This is a genomic window from Streptomyces sp. NPDC037271, assembly GCF_055603605.1.
In genome coordinates, this window is sequence record NZ_JBVJVN010000001.1 from 777,326 (window position 1) to 793,749 (window position 16,424).

General features: G+C 70.6%; 14 protein-coding genes. 9 read left to right on the forward strand and 5 right to left on the reverse strand.

The genetic code is table 11. The features are described from left to right. Positions 1 to 141 precede the first annotated feature (141 nt). Entirely contained in the window at positions 142 to 1,530 is a 1,389-nt protein-coding gene (locus ACZ7G3_RS03565; protein WP_470923039.1) for an ABC1 kinase family protein, read from the reverse strand. Next, positions 1,523 to 2,737, reverse strand: coding sequence for a TOMM precursor leader peptide-binding protein (locus tag ACZ7G3_RS03570; RefSeq protein WP_470923040.1), 1,215 nt, complete (start codon positions 2,735 to 2,737; stop codon positions 1,523 to 1,525). Before ACZ7G3_RS03570 ends, ACZ7G3_RS03565 begins: the two co-directional genes overlap by 8 nt. Positions 2,738 to 3,055: 318 nt before the next feature. Between ACZ7G3_RS03570 and ACZ7G3_RS03575 the strand changes: the two genes are divergently transcribed. From ACZ7G3_RS03575 to ACZ7G3_RS03590, 4 genes are all read left to right on the forward strand, one after another. Then, positions 3,056 to 3,652: a M48 metallopeptidase family protein gene (locus ACZ7G3_RS03575; protein WP_426601069.1), complete on the forward strand. Its 597-nt coding sequence runs from the start codon at positions 3,056 to 3,058 to the stop codon at positions 3,650 to 3,652. Positions 3,653 to 3,801: 149 nt separating this feature from the next. After that, positions 3,802 to 5,553, forward strand: a complete 1,752-nt coding sequence (locus tag ACZ7G3_RS03580; protein ID WP_470923041.1) for a TerD family protein — start codon at positions 3,802 to 3,804, stop codon at positions 5,551 to 5,553. Positions 5,554 to 5,566: 13 nt separating this feature from the next. After that, a complete protein-coding gene (locus tag ACZ7G3_RS03585) occupies positions 5,567 to 6,247 on the forward strand; it encodes an AIM24 family protein (protein ID WP_398136170.1) in 681 nt (226 codons plus the stop codon). A 17-nt stretch (positions 6,248 to 6,264) separates the two neighbouring features. After that, on the forward strand, positions 6,265 to 7,020 hold the full coding sequence (locus ACZ7G3_RS03590) for an AIM24 family protein (protein WP_470923042.1): 756 nt from the start codon (positions 6,265 to 6,267) through the stop codon (positions 7,018 to 7,020). 65 nt (positions 7,021 to 7,085) lie between these two features. Here the strand turns inward: ACZ7G3_RS03590 and ACZ7G3_RS03595 are convergent, their stop codons facing one another. Together ACZ7G3_RS03595 and ACZ7G3_RS03600 are read right to left on the reverse strand one after the other, a co-directional pair. Beyond that, positions 7,086 to 7,616 carry an NUDIX hydrolase gene (locus ACZ7G3_RS03595; RefSeq protein WP_470923043.1) on the reverse strand — a complete coding sequence of 177 codons (531 nt, stop codon included), beginning with the start codon at positions 7,614 to 7,616 and terminating at the stop codon, positions 7,086 to 7,088. Next, complete coding sequence (locus ACZ7G3_RS03600) at positions 7,613 to 9,067, reverse strand: zinc-dependent metalloprotease (protein ID WP_470923044.1); 1,455 nt, start codon at positions 9,065 to 9,067, stop codon at positions 7,613 to 7,615. The genes ACZ7G3_RS03595 and ACZ7G3_RS03600 overlap by 4 nt, the downstream gene beginning before the upstream one ends. Positions 9,068 to 9,259: 192 nt before the next feature. Here ACZ7G3_RS03600 and ACZ7G3_RS03605 point away from each other — a divergent pair, with 192 nt between their 5' ends. The 4 genes from ACZ7G3_RS03605 to ACZ7G3_RS03620 all read left to right on the forward strand — a co-directional run bounded on the left by ACZ7G3_RS03605 (position 9,260) and on the right by ACZ7G3_RS03620 (position 12,624). Further along, positions 9,260 to 10,381 carry an SDR family oxidoreductase gene (locus ACZ7G3_RS03605; RefSeq protein WP_426601059.1) on the forward strand — a complete coding sequence of 374 codons (1,122 nt, stop codon included), beginning with the start codon at positions 9,260 to 9,262 and terminating at the stop codon, positions 10,379 to 10,381. 345 nt (positions 10,382 to 10,726) lie between these two features. Continuing rightward, positions 10,727 to 11,188, forward strand: coding sequence for a molybdenum cofactor biosynthesis protein MoaE (locus ACZ7G3_RS03610; protein ID WP_470923045.1), 462 nt, complete (start codon positions 10,727 to 10,729; stop codon positions 11,186 to 11,188). A gap of 121 nt (positions 11,189 to 11,309) precedes the next feature. Next, entirely contained in the window at positions 11,310 to 11,474 is a 165-nt protein-coding gene (locus ACZ7G3_RS03615; protein ID WP_398136165.1) for a hypothetical protein, read from the forward strand. A 55-nt stretch (positions 11,475 to 11,529) separates the two neighbouring features. After that, the gene (locus tag ACZ7G3_RS03620; protein ID WP_470923046.1) at positions 11,530 to 12,624 is read left to right on the forward strand and encodes a YlbL family protein; all 1,095 of its coding nucleotides are present in this window, start codon (positions 11,530 to 11,532) and stop codon (positions 12,622 to 12,624) included. 32 nt (positions 12,625 to 12,656) lie between these two features. Here the strand turns inward: ACZ7G3_RS03620 and ACZ7G3_RS03625 are convergent, their stop codons facing one another. Further along, positions 12,657 to 13,199 carry a PPA1309 family protein gene (locus ACZ7G3_RS03625; protein ID WP_470923047.1) on the reverse strand — a complete coding sequence of 181 codons (543 nt, stop codon included), beginning with the start codon at positions 13,197 to 13,199 and terminating at the stop codon, positions 12,657 to 12,659. 164 nt (positions 13,200 to 13,363) lie between these two features. On the opposite strand from ACZ7G3_RS03625, the gene ACZ7G3_RS03630 reads away from it, so the two are divergent. Next, positions 13,364 to 16,363 carry a UPF0182 family membrane protein gene (locus ACZ7G3_RS03630; protein WP_426601093.1) on the forward strand — a complete coding sequence of 1,000 codons (3,000 nt, stop codon included), beginning with the start codon at positions 13,364 to 13,366 and terminating at the stop codon, positions 16,361 to 16,363. Positions 16,364 to 16,424: the final 61 nt, after the last annotated feature.

Genomic DNA, 16,424 nt, shown 5'->3' on the forward strand with positions numbered 1-16,424 from the left:
TTGCGTGCTCCCGCAGGGGGGGTAGGAGAGCAACCAGGCAACACGAGGAACGTTCCCTCCGAAGGGGGGGAGGAGACCCCCCTTGGGGGGATCGCTCCCCCCGACCGCCCCCCCCCCCACAGCGCGTTCAGCCCCGGCGGCTCATGCCTCCGCCGCCGTTTCCCCCATCTCGTACTCGTCCTCCGCCGCGTACTCCTCCTCGGGGAGGAACCCGACCAGCCACTCCTCCAGCTCGTCACGCAGCCGCACCGTCGCTCCCAGCTGGCACAGCACACCGATGGTGCTCAGGGTCACGCGGTGAATCAGCAGGTAGGCCGGCGGCAGGTTGAGCTGCTTGGCCAGCTGGTAGGCGGGGGAACGGGGGTCGCCGATCCGGGCCGCCTGGCTCCGCATCCAGCCGCGGGTGAAGGTGAACTCGTCGACCCGGGCAGGCTCGATGATCGGCAGCAGGTAGTCGAGGATGGCGTCGGGGTCCAGCTCTATCGACTCCTTGACGAAACCCTCTGCGCAGAGCATCTCGTAGACGGCGTCCGCCTCGCCGTCCAGCGCCATACGCAGGGCCGACCCGATGGGCTCGGGCAGGCCTCCCGGGAGGCGGTCGACCGTGCCGAAGTCCAGGACACCCAGGCGCCAGTCGTCCTCGCCGTCCGGCCCGCACGGCAGCAGCCGGAAGTTGCCCGGGTGCGGGTCGGCGTGCAGCAGGCCGGTGCGCGCCGGGCCGGAGAAGAGGAAGTGGGCCAGGAGCTGGCCCGCCCGGTCACGCTGCTCCGGTGTGCCGTCCGCGATGATCTCCGACATCGGGATGCCGTTGATCCACTCGGTGACCAGCACCTGGTCGCACTGGTGGACGACGTCCGGCACCACGATGTCCGGGTCGTCCGCGAACTCCTCTGCGTGGGCTCGCTGGGCCTGCGCCTCCAGGTCGTAGTCCAGTTCCTCCGAGACCCGGTCCTTCAGCTCCTTGATCAGCGGCTTGATGTCCATGCCCGGGACCAGCGGGCCCAGCAGGCGGGCGAAACGGCTGAGCTGGTTCAGGTCGGACAACAGGGCCTCGCCGGCGCCCGGGTACTGCACCTTGACCGCGACCTCGCGGCCGTCGTGCCACACCGCACGGTGCACCTGACCGATCGAGGCGGCCGCGGCGGGCTTGTCCTCGAACTCCACGAACAGCTCGGGCCAGTCCTCGCCGAGCCGCTCCGCGAGCACGGAGTGCACCGTGCGCGTCGGCATCGGCGGTGCCGCCTCCTGCAGCTTGGTCAGCGCCGCCCGATAGGGGCCCGCGACCTCCTCGGGCAGCGCCGACTCGAAGACGGACAGGGCCTGTCCGAACTTCATCGCCCCGCCCTTGAGCTCGCCCAGCACCTTGAACAGCTGCTCCGCGGTGCGCTGCTGCAGCTGCTGGCCGACGATCTCCGCGGACTCGCCCACGATTCGCTTGCCGAGCCCCCAGGTCGCCCGCCCGGCGAAGCCGAGCGGGAGCGCGGCGAGCTTGGCGGTCCGGGTGACCGCCTTGCGCGGAAGATCAGACATGCGCCCTCCAAGTCCCAGCCGGCCGCCCCGGTTCTGCCTCACGGCGTACGTCCGCCGACGGCCCTTGCCCCGCCATTGTCGCGCGCCGCTCCCCATCCTCGGGGGTGTGTTCCTGCTTACCTTTTCCGGCGGCACCGCACGGGCACGCGGAGTGCGCCCGCACCGGCCGCGTGTGCCACCGCAGACCCGGCAGTGAGACCTCCCAGCGTGCGCCGACGCTCGAAGGCGTCCGGCCGTCCAGGAAGGCGAGCGCGTGGGCCGCCGCCAGCCCGGCGACCGTCGTGGCCAGAGTGAGGTCGCAGGCCCGCACCTGGCGCTGCTTGCCGGACCGCCACTGTGCCACCAGACGGGGCCAGGCCGGGTCCCGGTCGGTGCGGTCCGCGTACAGACAGCCCGCGCACCCCGTCTCGCCGGGCAGGACGAGAGGACCGACGACACCGGTCCCCTCCACGACACCGGCGTACAGGTGGGGCGTACCGGAGGCCATGAGGGATTCCGCGGAGGCGGGGTCGGGTGTGTGGACCGCGACGTCGTCGCGCGGGGCGACGACCACCAGCGAGAAACCCGGGACGCCCTCCTCGGGCGGCGTCGTGGGACTGCGGCGCGCCGGGCGGCCGGGGGCGGCCCGGCGGACGACACGGCGGGCTGTCTCGTCCCGGCGCTCGCCGACGGACTCGGCGGGAAGCCCGCCCGGGGCGACGTCCCACGGCTCGACGCGGCCGCCGTCGAGCACGTCGATCTCGCCGACGCCCGCACCCGACAGCAGGCCGGACAGCACCGCGCCCACCCGCCCCGCACCCCTCACCCGCACCCGCAGGGCACGCCGGGCGGCCAGGTGTCTCATCGCGTCTCCCGGTTCGGAGGTGGTCAGGGACAGGGAGGCCAGGTCGGGGCGGAGCCGGTCGAGGACCTCCTTCTTCTCGCGCAGGGCGTCGGCATCCGGCCCGCCGCCCCGGGAGTCGTCGAGGAGGCCGGCCCGCGCCAGCCCCTCCACCACCCGGTCGACATGCCCTTCGGGCAGGTCCAGGCGATGCCCCTCCTCACGCAGGAGAGCCGGTCCACGGGTGCCGTTGAGCAGTTCGAGGAAACTGTCCGTAGCCGTGTCCACCGGGCCGAGCGTCAGTGCGTGCGCTGGTGTCATCCCGAACTGCACGGTGTTCAGATCGCGCCAGCCGCGCCTGAGCGCGGGCTTCACCATCGGATGCATGCCAGGTCCCCCGTAGGTCTCCGAGAGTCTTCGAACGTCCCGTATGTCCGGCGGTGGCCCGTCGCGTACCGGTCCATGCGGTCGGTCGCGAATCCGCCGGCGAGTGCCAGCATGCCCTGATCCGTGGCCGGGCGTCGCGAGTTGTCCACAGGCGGTGATCATTCGTCGTACTAATCAGCCGATACCCATCAGCCGGTACCAATCACTCGTGCGAATCAGTCGTACAAGTCTGTCGTACACCCGCAGGAGGGGTGGCGGATCGGCACCGAACCCATCCGGAGCCGGGACTTCCCCGTGTGCAGCGGGTAACGTCGTGGCGTGTCCGCCGACCCACTGCACCGCGCCGGGGCGCCCCAGCGCGCACCGACGAATTCGCCGCCGAACGGCTCGGGGACGAGCGCGATCGAGGTCCGCAGGAGCACCCGGCGACGCCGGACGGTCTCCGCGTACCGCGAGGGCGATCGCACCATCGTGCTGATCCCCGCCCGGATGTCCGAGGCCGAGGAACAACGCTGGGTGAGCGTCATGCTGGACAAGCTGGCCGCCCAGGAGAGCAGACGGGTCCTCGGCGACGCCGAGCTGGCCGAGCGCGCGGAGCGCCTGTCGGGCCAGTACTTCGACGGGCGGGCACGGCCCACCTCGGTCCGCTGGGTCACCAACCAGAACACGCGCTGGGGCTCGTGCACCCCCTCCGAGGGAAGCATCCGGCTGTCGCACCGCCTCCAGGGCATGCCCGAGTACGTCGTCGACTACGTCCTTCTGCACGAACTGGCGCATCTGCTCGTCCCCGGGCACGGACCCCGGTTCTGGCGGCTGCTGGAGGCGTATCCGAGGACCGAGCGGGCCCGGGGCTACCTCGAGGGCGTGGTCGCCGCCGACCGGCTGCCGCACCTGCCCGAGGCCCGCAGCGAGTGACGTGCAACCTCCGAGCGAGCGCGGGAAGGGTGTCCGGCACGGCCGCGCACGGGTTCTGTACCGGGTCTGTACCGACTCCCTCCGGTGTCCGGGATTGCCGTTAGCCTGGCGCGACGCACTCGCATTCGGATGGGGGACGGTCGTAACGCATGGCCAGGGAATTCCAACGCGGCCACAAGGCCAGGATCAGTGATCTCACCGCGGGCACGGATCTGTACGTAGGCGTGCAGATCTCCGGCCCCGGACTGAGCTTCGACATCAGCTGCTTCGGTCTCGACGCCGACGAGCGGTTGTCCGACGACCGCTACTTCGTGTTCTTCAACCAACCGAAGACCCCCGAGGAGTCCATCCAGCTCCTGGGTGCGCAGGCGGGTGACACGGAGTCCTTCCGGGTCACCCTCGACAGGATCCCGCCGCAGGTCCAGAAGCTCTCCTTCACGGCCACGATCGACGGCGCCGGGCAGATGTCGCAGGCCGGCCCCGGCTACATCCGGATCGTCGCCGGCGGCGAGGAGGTGGCCCGGTACCCGTTCAACGGCTCGGAGTTCTCCACCGAGCGCGCGGTGATGCTGGGCGACTTCTATCTGAAGGACGTGTGGCGGTTCGCCGCCGTCGGACAGGGCTTCGACGGCGGACTGGACGCGCTGCTGAGGAACTTCGGCGGCGAGGTGGCCGAGGAGGAGGCGCCCGCGCCGCAGCAGGAGCAGCAGCCGCAGTCCGGTGCCGCCCCGGGTTTCGCCCCGCCGGCCCAGGCCTCTGCGCCCCCGGCGTTCGGCGCGCCTACCACCCCGGCCCCTGCTCCCGCGCCGCAGCCCGCCGCGCCCCAGGGCTTCGCCCCTCCGCCCGGCGCCACGCCGGTGGTCCCCGCCCCGACGCCAGGGCCCGACGTGCACGCCGCGCAGACCATCGTCGCGCCCATGAACACGCCGCCCGGCGGATCCCCGGTGCCGCCCCCGGCCCCGCCGCCTCCTGGTTATGGTCAGCCTCAGGTCCCCCAGGCTCCGGTTCCGCCTCCTGGTTATGGTCAGCCTCAGGCTCCCCAGGCTCCGGTTCCGCCTCCTGGTTATGGTCAGCCTCAGGCCCCCCAGGCTCCGGTTCCGCCTCCCGGTTACGGTCAGCCCCAGGTCCCCCAGGTCCCCCAGGTCCCCCAGGTCCCGCAGGCTCCGGTCCCGCCCCCCGGTTACGGTCAGCAGACCCCTCACGGCGCCCCGCAGGGCATGCCTCAGGGAGCGCCGCAGGGTGCCGGGGTGATGGCCGCGCTCCAGCAGTTCAAGGAGACGGCGACCGGACAGCGCTGGACCCAGCAGAACAAGAAGCTGGTCCGCGTCGACCTCGGTGCGGAAGGCCAGCCTGTACTCGCCCGGCAGGGCAGCATGGTGCTCTACCAGGGCAAGGTCGACTTCAGCTACAAGGGTGCCGGGTTCGCCGGCCGGGTCGTGGGCAACGCCACCGGCCAGGAGATGCAGCTGATGCGCTGCACCGGCAAGGGGCAGGTGTTCCTCGCCGACAACAGCGCGATGCTGCACCCCATCGAGCTCCAGGGCGACGCCATCTGCGTCTCCGCGGAGAACGTCCTCGCCTTCGACGAGAGCCTCCAGTACGAGGTCCGCCGCATCGAGGGCCACGGCATCCCCGGCGGCGCGCTGTTCACGATGCAGTTCCAGGGCACCGGCACCATCGTCGTCAAGACGCACGGCGTGCCCGTGGTGCTGCCGGTCACGCCCACCACCTTCGCCGACTGCAACGCGGTCGTCGCCTGGTCGGCCGCCGCCCAGGTGGTCGTCTCCAGCCAGGTGCGGATGCGCCGCAACTCCTACGCGGGCGACACGGGCGAGAGCGTCAACCTGCAGTTCCGGGCAGCGCCCGGCAACTTCGTCATCGTCCAGCCGTACGAGATCTGAGGGAGAGCCCGACATGAACCAGCCGCTCGCGGGCTACGCTCCCGCACCGGTCACCGCCCGCATGGAGAACCACGGCAACCACATGCTGAAGGTCGCCATGCAGACCGGGAACGACCTCCTCGCGCGTGTGGGCTCGATGACCGCCTACGAGGGCTTCGTCCAGTACGAGCCCAACCCGCCGGCCGTCCGCCAGATCGCCCGCGACTGGGCCACCGGCGAGGGCGCGCCCCTGATGAAGTGCTCCGGCGACGGCCTGCTCTACCTCGCCGACTACGGCGCCAACGTCGTCGTCATCAACCTCAACGGCGACGGGATCTCCGTCAACGCGACCAACCTGCTCGCCTTCGACGCCCACCTCACCTGGGGTGTGGAGCGGGTCAAGGGCCTGGCGAAGTTCGCCGGTCAGGGCCTGTGGAACACCAAGATCTCCGGACAGGGCTGGGTCGCCCTCACCTCCCGGGGCAAGCCGATCGTGGTCGACTGCGGCGGCGGTGAGGACGAGACGTACGTCGATCCCGACGCGCTCGTCGCCTGGTCCCCGAACCTCAAGGTGAAGGGCAAGCGCAGCTTCAAGGCGCAGTCGCTGATCGGCCGCGGCAGCGGCGAGGCCTACCAGATGGCCTTCTCCGGTCAGGGCATCGTCGTCGTCCAGCCCAGCGAGGACAGCACCGACCGCCTCCGGGTCCGGGGCTGAGGGGGAGCCAGAACATCATGCAGAGCCCGCTTTTCGCCTACAACGACCAGCAGACCCAGGAAGCCTGGAGCCTGCAGAACAAGCACATGCTCCGCGTCGCCCTGGAGGGTCACGACGACGTGCTCGCCCGCAAGGGCACGATGGTCGCCTACCAGGGGCTCGTCGAGTTCGACGCCGAGTACCAGAGCAACAACCAGTCACGCGCGCGTGCGCACACCGGTGAGGGCCTGGACCTGATGCGCTGCCACGGGCAGGGCACGGTCTTCTTCGCCAACCTCGCCCAGCACATCCATGTGATGGAGGTCGACCAGGAGGGGATCACCGTCGACAGCAGCTACGTGCTGGCGATGGACTCGTCCCTGCACCACGAGGTCATCGCGGTCGACAGCCTCTACGGCATCTCCGGTTCGGGGAAGTACCAGCTCAACATCACCGGCCGCGGCAAGGTCGCCCTGATGACCTCGGGCGCACCGCTGCTGATGCAGGTGACGCCCGACAAGTACGTCAACTGCGACGCCGACGCGATCGTCGCCTGGTCCACCGGTCTGCGCGTGCAGATGCAGGCCCAGACCCACTCCTCCGGGGTGTGGCGGCGCCGCGGCAGCACCGGCGAGGGCTGGGAGCTCAGCTTCATGGGCAGCGGCTTCGCGCTCGTCCAGCCCAGCGAACTGCTCCCGCCGCAGAACGCCCAGATCGGGCAGGGCGTAGCCGCGCAGTACGGCATGGGACAGCAGGGAGCCCGTGGTCAGAACCAGGGGAACGTCTGGAGCTGAGCCCGGAGCACGGTCCCGTAAGGGGTGATCGCGCACAGCGGTCACCCCTTACCGGGGTGACGCGGTCACCCCGTCCGGGTTCGGAGCCGGGCACGCGTTGCCTCGAGCAGGCGTACGACCGACTCGTCGGCCACGTCCGTGACCTCTGCGTACGGGAACCAGCGCAGGTCGAGGGACTCGTCGCTGATGGCCTCCACAGCCCCCTCGGGAGCCACCGCGGCGTACTGGACGTCCAGGTGCCAGGCGCAGGGCGTGTGGTGGCGGTCCAGCCGCACCGGGCCGCCCGGGGCCAGGGCGAGCCCCGCGATGCCCGACTCCTCGGTCGCCTCGCGCAGAGCCGCCTGCGCCAGCGTCGCGTCGACCGGCTCGCAGTGGCCGCCCATCTGGAGCCACATGCGCATCTTCCTGTGGAGGGTCAGCAGGACCCGTTCGCGCGACGGGTCGACGACCAGGGCGCTCGCCGTGACGTGCCCCTCCCGGCAGGCCTTCCACATGCCGTCCGGGTGCGTCGCGAGGTGGTCCAGGTAGGCCTGGCGCAGCTCGTCCTGGCCCTCATGGCCCTTCAGGACCAGGACCGCGTCGTCGTGGAGACTCACTCGGCGTCGTCGCCCTTGCCGTCGGCCTCGGCCTGGCCCTTCTCGTCCTTCTCGTCCTTCTTCTTCAGGTTGGGCTTCCCGGCCGCCTCGCCGAGCATCTTGTCCAGCTCGGAGAAGTCGAGCTGCTCACGGTGCACGAAGCCGTCCGGGTCGTCCAGGTCGGTCGCGGTCGGCAGCATGTCCGGGTGGGCCCACAGGCCGTCCCGGCCGTCGACACCGCGCGCGTCCGTCAGGGACGCCCACAGACGGGAGGCGTCGCGCAGGCGGCGCGGGCGTAGCTCCAGGCCGATCAGCGTGGCGAAGGTCTGCTCGGCGGGGCCGCCCGAGGCGCGACGGCGGCGCAGCGTCTCGCGCAGCGCGTCAGCGGAGGACAGACGCGGCTTGGCGGCGGCGTGCACCACCGCGTCCACCCAGCCCTCGACGAGCGCCAGAGCCGTCTCCAGACGGGCCAGGGCGGACTTCTGCTCGGGGGTGTCCTCCGGCTGGAACATGCCCTGCTGGAGAGCCTCCTGCAGCTGCTCCGGGTTCTGCGGGTCGAACTGGCCGACCACGTCCTCCAGCTTGGCCGTGTCGACCTTGATCCCGCGGGCGTATCCGTCGACCGCGCCGAACAGGTGCGAGCGCAGCCACGGCACGTGTGCGAAGAGGCGCTGGTGGGCGGCCTCACGCAGGGCGAGATACAGCCGCACCTCCTCCTGCGGTACGCCGAGGTCCTTCCCGAACGCCTCGATGTTCACCGGCAGCAGCGCGGCCTTGCCGACCGGGCCGAGCGGCAGGCCCACGTCGGTCGAGCCGACGACCTCGCCGGCGAGCACGCCGACGGCCTGCCCGATCTGCGTGCCGAACATGGCGCCGCCCATGGAGCGCATCATGCCGATCAGCGGGCCGGCCATGGCCTGCATCTCCTCGGGCAGCACGTCCCCCATGGCGGTGCCGACGCGCTCGGCGACCGGGTCGACGAGCTCCCGCCAGGCGGGCAGGGTCGCCTCGACCCACTCCGCGCGGCTCCAGGCCACCGCGGTGCCCGCGCCGGAGGGCAGGGCGGTCGCGTCGTCCAGCCACAGGTCGGCCAGGCGGACGGCCTCCTGGACGGCAGTGCGGTCGGTGGGACCGACGCTGGCGTCCTTCGTGCCGTCCGGCGTGCCCTGGGAGACCGTCTGGCGGGCGATCTGCTTGGCCATGTCCCAGTTCACCGGGCCGCCCTCGTAGGAGAGCATCTGGCCCAGCTGCTGGAACGCGGCACCCAGGTCGTTGGGGTTCATGGAACCGAACATGGCAGCGAACGGGTTGTCCGCACCGGGGCCACCAAGGCCACCGGCTCCGGACGGCCCGAAACCGAACGGGTTGGCCGGTCCCTGACCACCACCGCTCTGCTGGTCCTTCTTCTTGCCCTCGTCGCCGTCGTCCGGCTCCTCCGGCGGAAGGCCGAATCCGAATGGGGTGTCACTCACGGGGTTCCTCGGCTGGTAGGGCCGCCGGTTCTTTCCGGCGGCACGGCTGCCCGACTTCACCACCCAGCGTAGACACCCGGGGCGGTTCGGGCCTCGGTGCTTCGCCGACTGACGGCCTGCGGCAGGATGGATGCCACCTGGTACGTACGCGTCACCCGCGCCCGTACTGAAGACAACCGCTGGAGACGCCCGGTGAGTTCCCCAGATCCGCAGGTTCGCGCAGCGCGAAACCAGTCAACCAGTTCCTCCCGCCCCGGCGCGCGCGGACCCGTCGTCGCGGTCACCGGTGCCGCGTCCGGGGTCGGAGCGCTGCTCACCGAGCGGCTCGCCGCGTCCGACGAGGTCAGAGAGGTCGTGGCCATCGACGAACGGCGCGGTGACTGCGCGGCGGCACGGTGGCAGATCCTGGACGTACGGGATCCGGCCATCGCCGAGAAGCTGCGCGGCGCCGACGTGGTCGTGCACCTGGCGCTGGACCTCGATCTGGAGACCGACGCGGCCGCCCGGACGGCTTACAACGTCCGGGGGACGCAGACCGTCCTGACCGCCGCGGCGGCGGCCGGCGTGCACCGTGTCGTGCTGTGCACCTCCGCGATGGTCTACGGCGCCCTCCCCGACAACGAGCTGCCGCTGTCCGAGGACGCCGAACTGCGCGCCACGGCCGAGGCCACCGGGGTCGGGGACCTGCTGGAGATCGAGCGGCTCGCGCGTCGCGCACCGCGGGCGCATCCCGGCCTCAACGTCACCGTCGTCCGGCCGGCGGTGCTGGTCGGGGGCATGGACACCGCGCTGACCAGGTACTTCGAGTCGCCCCGGCTGCTCGTCGTGGCCGGGTCGCGGCCGGCCTGGCAGTTCTGTCACGTCGACGACCTGTGCAGTGCCCTGGAATACGCGGTGCTCGAGAAGGCCGACGGGGAACTGGCCGTCGGCTGCGACGGCTGGCTGGAGCAGGAGGAGGTCGAGGAGCTCAGCGGCATCCGGCGGATGGAGCTGCCGTCGGCGGTCGCGCTCGGCGCGGCGGCCCGGCTGCACCGCATCGGGCTGACGCCCTCCCCGGCCGGGGACCTGGCGTACACGATGTACCCCTGGGTGGTGAGCGGCAGCCGGCTGCACGACGCCGGATGGCGGCCGAAGTACACCAACGAGGAGGTGCTCGCGGAGCTGCTGGAGGAGGTCTCCGGGCGGCACACGGTCGCCGGGCGACGCCTCGGGCGCAAGGACGCGACCGCGGCGGGAGCCGCCGGAGCGACGGTGGCCCTGCTGGGCGCGGCCGCGGTGGTACGACGGGCACGGAAGGTCCGGCGGCGGATCTGAGGCCGGACGCGGTGCCGCCCCCGGCCTCTTGCGCGCGCACCGGCTTGTCTGTCTGCCTCCGGCCCTTTTGCGCCCGCGCACCGGCTTGTCTGTCTGCCTCCGGCCCTTTTGCGCCCGCGCACCGGCTTGTGTGCCGGCCCCCCGGCCCTTTTGCGCCCGCGCACCGGCTTGTGTGCCGGCCCCCCGGCCTCCTGCGCCCGCAGCCCGGCTTCTCCTGCCCGCACCCGGCCCCGCCGCCCGCCGCGCACCGGCGGCGGGCCCTGTAGGAGGCTCCAAAGCGGTACGCGCGCGTGCCGGGTGATTGCGCTATTCCGCGCCGTCCGCGCGGTGGGGCACGATGGGCGCATGGCAACCACGAACGACCACCCCGGCGAACTGGCCGCGCCGGACCCCGTCAAGCTGATCGGAATCCGGGAGGCACCCCTCTCCGTGGACGAGGTCTTCCAGGCCGTCGGAGACGACGCGGCCGGCGGGACCGCGCTGTTCGTCGGGACGGTCCGCAACCACGACGGCGGGACCGACGTCGACCGGCTCGGGTACTCGTGCCACCCCAGCGCCGAGGCCGAGATGCGGCGGATCGCCGAGAAGGTCGTCGCGGAGTACCCCGTACGGGCGCTCGCGGCGGTGCACCGCGTGGGGGAGCTGGAGGTCGGGGACCTCGCCGTGGTCGTCGCCGTGTCCTGCCCGCACCGGGGCGAGGCCTTCGACGCCTGCCGGAAGCTGATCGACGACCTGAAGCACGAGGTGCCCATCTGGAAGCACCAGTCCTTCTCGGACGGTACCGAGGAATGGGTCGGCGCCTGCTGAGAGCGGCGCCGCTCCCGTAACTCCGGTTGCGTAACGGACCCCCCGGCGTGAGCGTTGTCACTGCGGATGGTTAATCTGCTGATCGGTCAGTCGCGGACGCTCATGGGGTTGGGAGGTCGGCATGGCAGCGCTTGCCTGGTTGCTGATTCCGCTTGTGGCCGCTGTCGGCGCGGGTCTGTGGGGCAGTTGGGCCAACCGGACCCGCAAGGCACGGAGCGACGGACCCGAGCTGGACGGGTACGCCCGCTTCCGCGAGGCCATGGAGAGGCCCCGTACCGGGCCCTGACCGGACGACGCGGCCCTGACGGTGTTCTGACAGTCCGGTCCCGTACTGTCGTGCCATGCCACGCCGCACCGCGACGATGCTCGCTTCCACCCTGATGCTGATCGCGCTCCTGTGCGCGGGTGTGTTCATCCCCGTGCCGTACTCGGAGATGTCCCCGGGGCCGACGGTGAACACGCTGGGGGACCACGACGGCGAGCCGGTGCTGCAGATCTCCGGTCACGAGACCTACGAGGCGAGCGGGCATCTGAACATGACCACCGTCCGGGTCACCAGCGCCGAGTACAAGATGAACCTCGTGGAGGCGGTTTACGGGTGGCTGGCGCACGACAACCGCGTGGTGCCGCACGAGACCCTCTACCCGGACGGCAAGACCGAGGAAGAGGCCACCCAGGAGAACGCCGAGGAGTTCAGCCAGTCCCAGGAGAGCGCCAAGGTCGCCGCCCTGAAGGCACTCGACATCCCGGTGAAGTCCTGGGTGGTCGTCTCCACGGTCGTCAAGGACTCCCCGGCGCAGGGCAGGCTGCACGCCGGCGACGTGATCAAGGCCGTGGACGGCAAGACCGTCACGAAACCCGCGGACGTCGCCGAGCTGGTGACCGAGCACAAGCCCGGACAGGACGTCGTCTTCACGATCGTGCCCGCCAAGGAGCAGGCCGCCGCGGAGAAGGAGGGCCGGACGCCCACCGAGACGCAGGAGGTCACGATCACCACCGCGGCCTCGGACGACGCCGGCGAGAAGCGCGCCATCGTGGGGATCTCCGCCGGGACCGATCACACGTTCCCGTTCTCCATCGACATCAAGCTGGCCGACGTCGGCGGCCCGAGTGCCGGTCTGATGTTCGCCCTCGGCATCTACGACAAGCTCACGCCGGGCGACCTGACCGGCGGCAAGTTCGTCGCCGGCACCGGGACGATCGACGACAACGGCAAGGTCGGCCCGATCGGCGGCATCGGGATGAAGACGATCGGCGCACGCGACAAGGGCGCCCGGTACTTCCTGACGCCCGCCGACAACTGCGCGGCCGCCGCCGAGGACATCCCCGACGGGCTCACCCTCGTGAAGGTGGACACCATCGACGACGCCCTCGGCGCGCTGAAGGACATCCGCTCGGGGAAGACCTCGCAGCTGCCGGAGTGCACGACCGGATGACGGGCCGAACGGCCGCGTAGAGCTCCGCGGGGTTACTCCTCGAAGGTCGCCGTCAGCGCCTGGGCCAGCCCCGGCACCAGGTCGGAGCCCGTGAGGACCTCCGTGGCGGCGTCCTTCTCCCGCAACCGCAGGGCGGAGTCGCGGGTGCCGTCGCGCAGCACCGCGACCGTCATGCGGACCTCCTGGCGGTCGGGGTGCTCCGCCACCCACTGCGCCAGTTTCGCCTCGTTCAGGCCCTCGGGGACCTGGGCCTCGGCGGACGGCGGCAGCATCAGGCGCTCCACGGCGAGGGCGCAGCCGACCACCGCGTCGGGCCAGGCGATGGTGCCCAGGAACTCGTCGAGCGGCTGGTCCGTTGGAATCTCGTCCTGCTCGATCGGGGTGAGGCCGGAGCTCTCCGGCTCGTCCTGGAGACCGAGCCGGTCCGCGAGCGAGGGCTGATCGGCCCTCAGCCGTGCGGTGTCGACAAGTGCAAAGAGGCGTGCGGGCTGGTCCCAGCCGAGGCCCGAGACGTAGTCGTCGATCTCGAGTACGGCCCGGGTGAGGGGGCTCGCTGCCATGGGGGTGTTGGACATGGTCACAATCCTGCCTCGTTACTGGCCCGAATCGGGAACCGAGTAAACGATGAGTAAGTTGCATAAGTGTGGGCCCACGATCTCGGGGGCGCACGGGGGGCCCACGAACCCGAGGGCCTGACGGATCAACAGCGAACTTCGAGGTGCGCACCTTGGCTTTCCAGATGCCGGACCGCGGCGGAGGCCCCCCGTCGGGGCCGCGGATCAGAGTGGGCCGCCCGTCCCGGCGTGTCCGAACCCTGCTGATGACACTGGGCGTCCTTGCCGTGCTCGGCATGGCGTTCACCATGTTCGCGGGATTCTGGACGGACTGGCTCTGGTATCGGTCGGTCCACTACTCGTCGGTGTTCACGACGACCCTGTGGACCAAGATCGGACTCTTCTTCGTCTTCGGCCTGCTGATGGCGCTCGCCGTCGGGTTCAACATCTGGCTGGCCCACCGGCTGCGGCCACCGCTGAGCGCCATGTCGATGGAGCAGCAGAACCTCGACCGGTACCGCATGGGCATCGCCCCGTACAAGAAGTGGCTGCTGCTCGGCATCACCGCCCTGGTCGGCCTCATCGCCGGCGCCTCCGCGTCCGGTCAGTGGCGGACCTGGCTCATGTGGGTCAACGGCGTCTCCTTCGGGCAGAAGGACCCCCAGTTCAAGCTGGACGTCTCCTTCTACGCCTTCGACCTGCCCTGGTACCGGTTCCTGCTCGGCTTCGGCTTCGCCGCCGTGATCATCTCCGTGATCGCCGCCGCGCTCACCCACTACCTGTACGGCGGGCTCCGCGTCACCAGCCCGGGCGCGCGCGCCACGGCCGCGGCCACCGGGCACCTGTCGGTGCTCATCGGCGTCTTCGTCGCCCTCAAGGCGGTCGCCTACTGGCTGGACCGGTACGGGCTGGCGGTGAAGTCCAGCGACTTCAAGGCGACCGACAGCTGGACCGGTCTGCGGTACGTCGACGCCAACGCCTACCTGCCGGCCAAGACGATCCTGTTCTGCATCGCCGTCATCTGCGCGCTGCTGTTCTTCGCCACCATCTGGCGGCGCACCTGGCAGCTGCCCGTGATCGGCTTCGGCCTGATGGTGCTCTCCGCGATCCTCATCGGCGGCCTGTACCCGGCGCTGGTCCAGAAGTTCCAGGTCCAGCCGAACGAGCAGGCCAAGGAAGCGCCGTACGTCGAGAAGAACCTCAAGGCGACGCGCGACGCCTACGGCATCGCGGGCACCCAGGTCACCGAGTACCCGGGCGTGAGCCAGACCAAGGACAAGACCAAGCTCCGGGACGACGTGGACGCCGCCGCGTCCATCCGGATCATGGACCCGAACGTCATCTCCCCGACGTTCCAGCAGCTCCAGCAGATGCGTAACTACTACGCGTTCCCGACCAACCTGGACGTCGACCGCTACTCCGCGGACGGCAAGGACCAGGACACGGTCATCGGTCTGCGCGAGCTGAACCTGGCCGGCATCCCGAAGAAGAACTGGATCAACAACCACTTTCGGTACACCCACGGCTACGGCGTGGTCGCGGCCAAGGGAACCGAGGTCGACTCCGAGGGCCGCCCGGTCTTCACCGAGTCCAACCTGCCGTCCGAGGGCGATCTCGGCACGTACGAGCAGCGGATCTACTACGGCGAGAAGACCACCACGTACTCGATCGTCGGCGGTCCCCAGAAGGAGATCGACTACTCCGACGACAGCGGCGAGAAGACGTTCAGTTACAAGGGCGACGGCGGGGTCGACCTGTCCAACCCGATCAACCGGGCGGCATACGCGGCGGCGTTCAGCGAGCCGCAGATCCTCTACTCCGGTGCGATCGGCGAGGGGTCGAAGATCCTCTACAACCGAACGCCCAAGGAGCGCGTCGAGGCGGTCGCCCCGTGGCTGACCATCGACGGCGACGCCTACCCGGCGGTGGTGGACGGCCGAATCCAGTGGATCGTCGACGCGTACACGACGACGAACGGCTATCCGTACGCCTCGCGTACGACGCTCGGTGACACGACCGCCGACTCGCTGACCGCCGCGAACGACCAGCGTGCGGTGGTGGCCCAGCAGAACCAGGTCAACTACATCCGCAACTCGGTGAAGGCGACCGTCGACGCGTACAGCGGCGACGTGAAGCTCTACCAGTGGGACACCCAGGATCCGGTCCTCAAGACCTGGATGAAGGCGTTCCCGAACACCGTGCAGGGCAAGAGCGAGATCTCCGACGAGCTGATGGCGCATCTGCGCTACCCGCAGGACCTGTTCAAGGTCCAGCGCGAGCTGCTCACGCGCTACCACGTGAAGGACGCCAACACGTTCCTCAGCGGCAGCGAGGTGTGGCAGGTGCCCGACGACCCGACCAACAAGTCGGGCGACGCGGTGCCGCCGTACTACCTGAGCATGAAGATGCCCGACCAGGACGAGCAGGCGTTCTCGCTCACGACGACGTTGACGCCCAACGGTCGTGACAACCTCAGCGCGTTCATGGCGGTCGACGCCGAGGCGGGGACCGAGGGCTACGGCAAGATCAGAATCCTGAAGCTGCCGACGAGCACCACCGTCAACGGACCCAAACAGGTCCAGAGCCAGTTCAACTCCGAACAGGACATCGCCGAGTCCATCAGGCTGCTGAGAGGCGGCGACTCGGAGGTCGAGTACGGCAACCTGCTGACGGTGCCGCTCGACGGCGGACTGCTGTACGTGGAGCCGGTCTACGTGCGCGGCGGCGGCCTCAAGTACCCGTTGCTGCGCAAGGTGCTGGTCAGCTACGGGGGTGCCACCGCCTTCGAGAACACGCTCGACGAGGCCCTCGCCAAGGTCTTCGGGGCCGCAGAGGCCGGCACGACGGAGCCGCCACCGGACGAGGGCGAGGGCACGACCGAGCCACCGCCGACGTCCACCAACCCGACGGTCCGGGAAGCGCTGAGCGACGCGCAGAAGGCCTTCGACGCCGGCCAGAAGGCCCTGGAGCAGAAGGACCTGGCCGCGTACGCGGAGGCTCAGAAGGACCTGGAGGCGGCCCTGCAGCGCGCCGAGGAGGCGCAGGCCAACGCCGACGAGAGCGCCGGCGGCAAGAACGGCGACGACAAGGCCGGGGACAAGACCGGGGACAAGACCGAGGACGGCAAGGCCAGTCCGAGTTCCGCCCCGACCGGAGATCCCGGCGGAGGCTCGGACAGCGGCTGACCCCGCTGCTTCGAGCCGGGCGTTCGACCTGGTCAAAGCCCATCCCGCGCCGTGCTAGGGT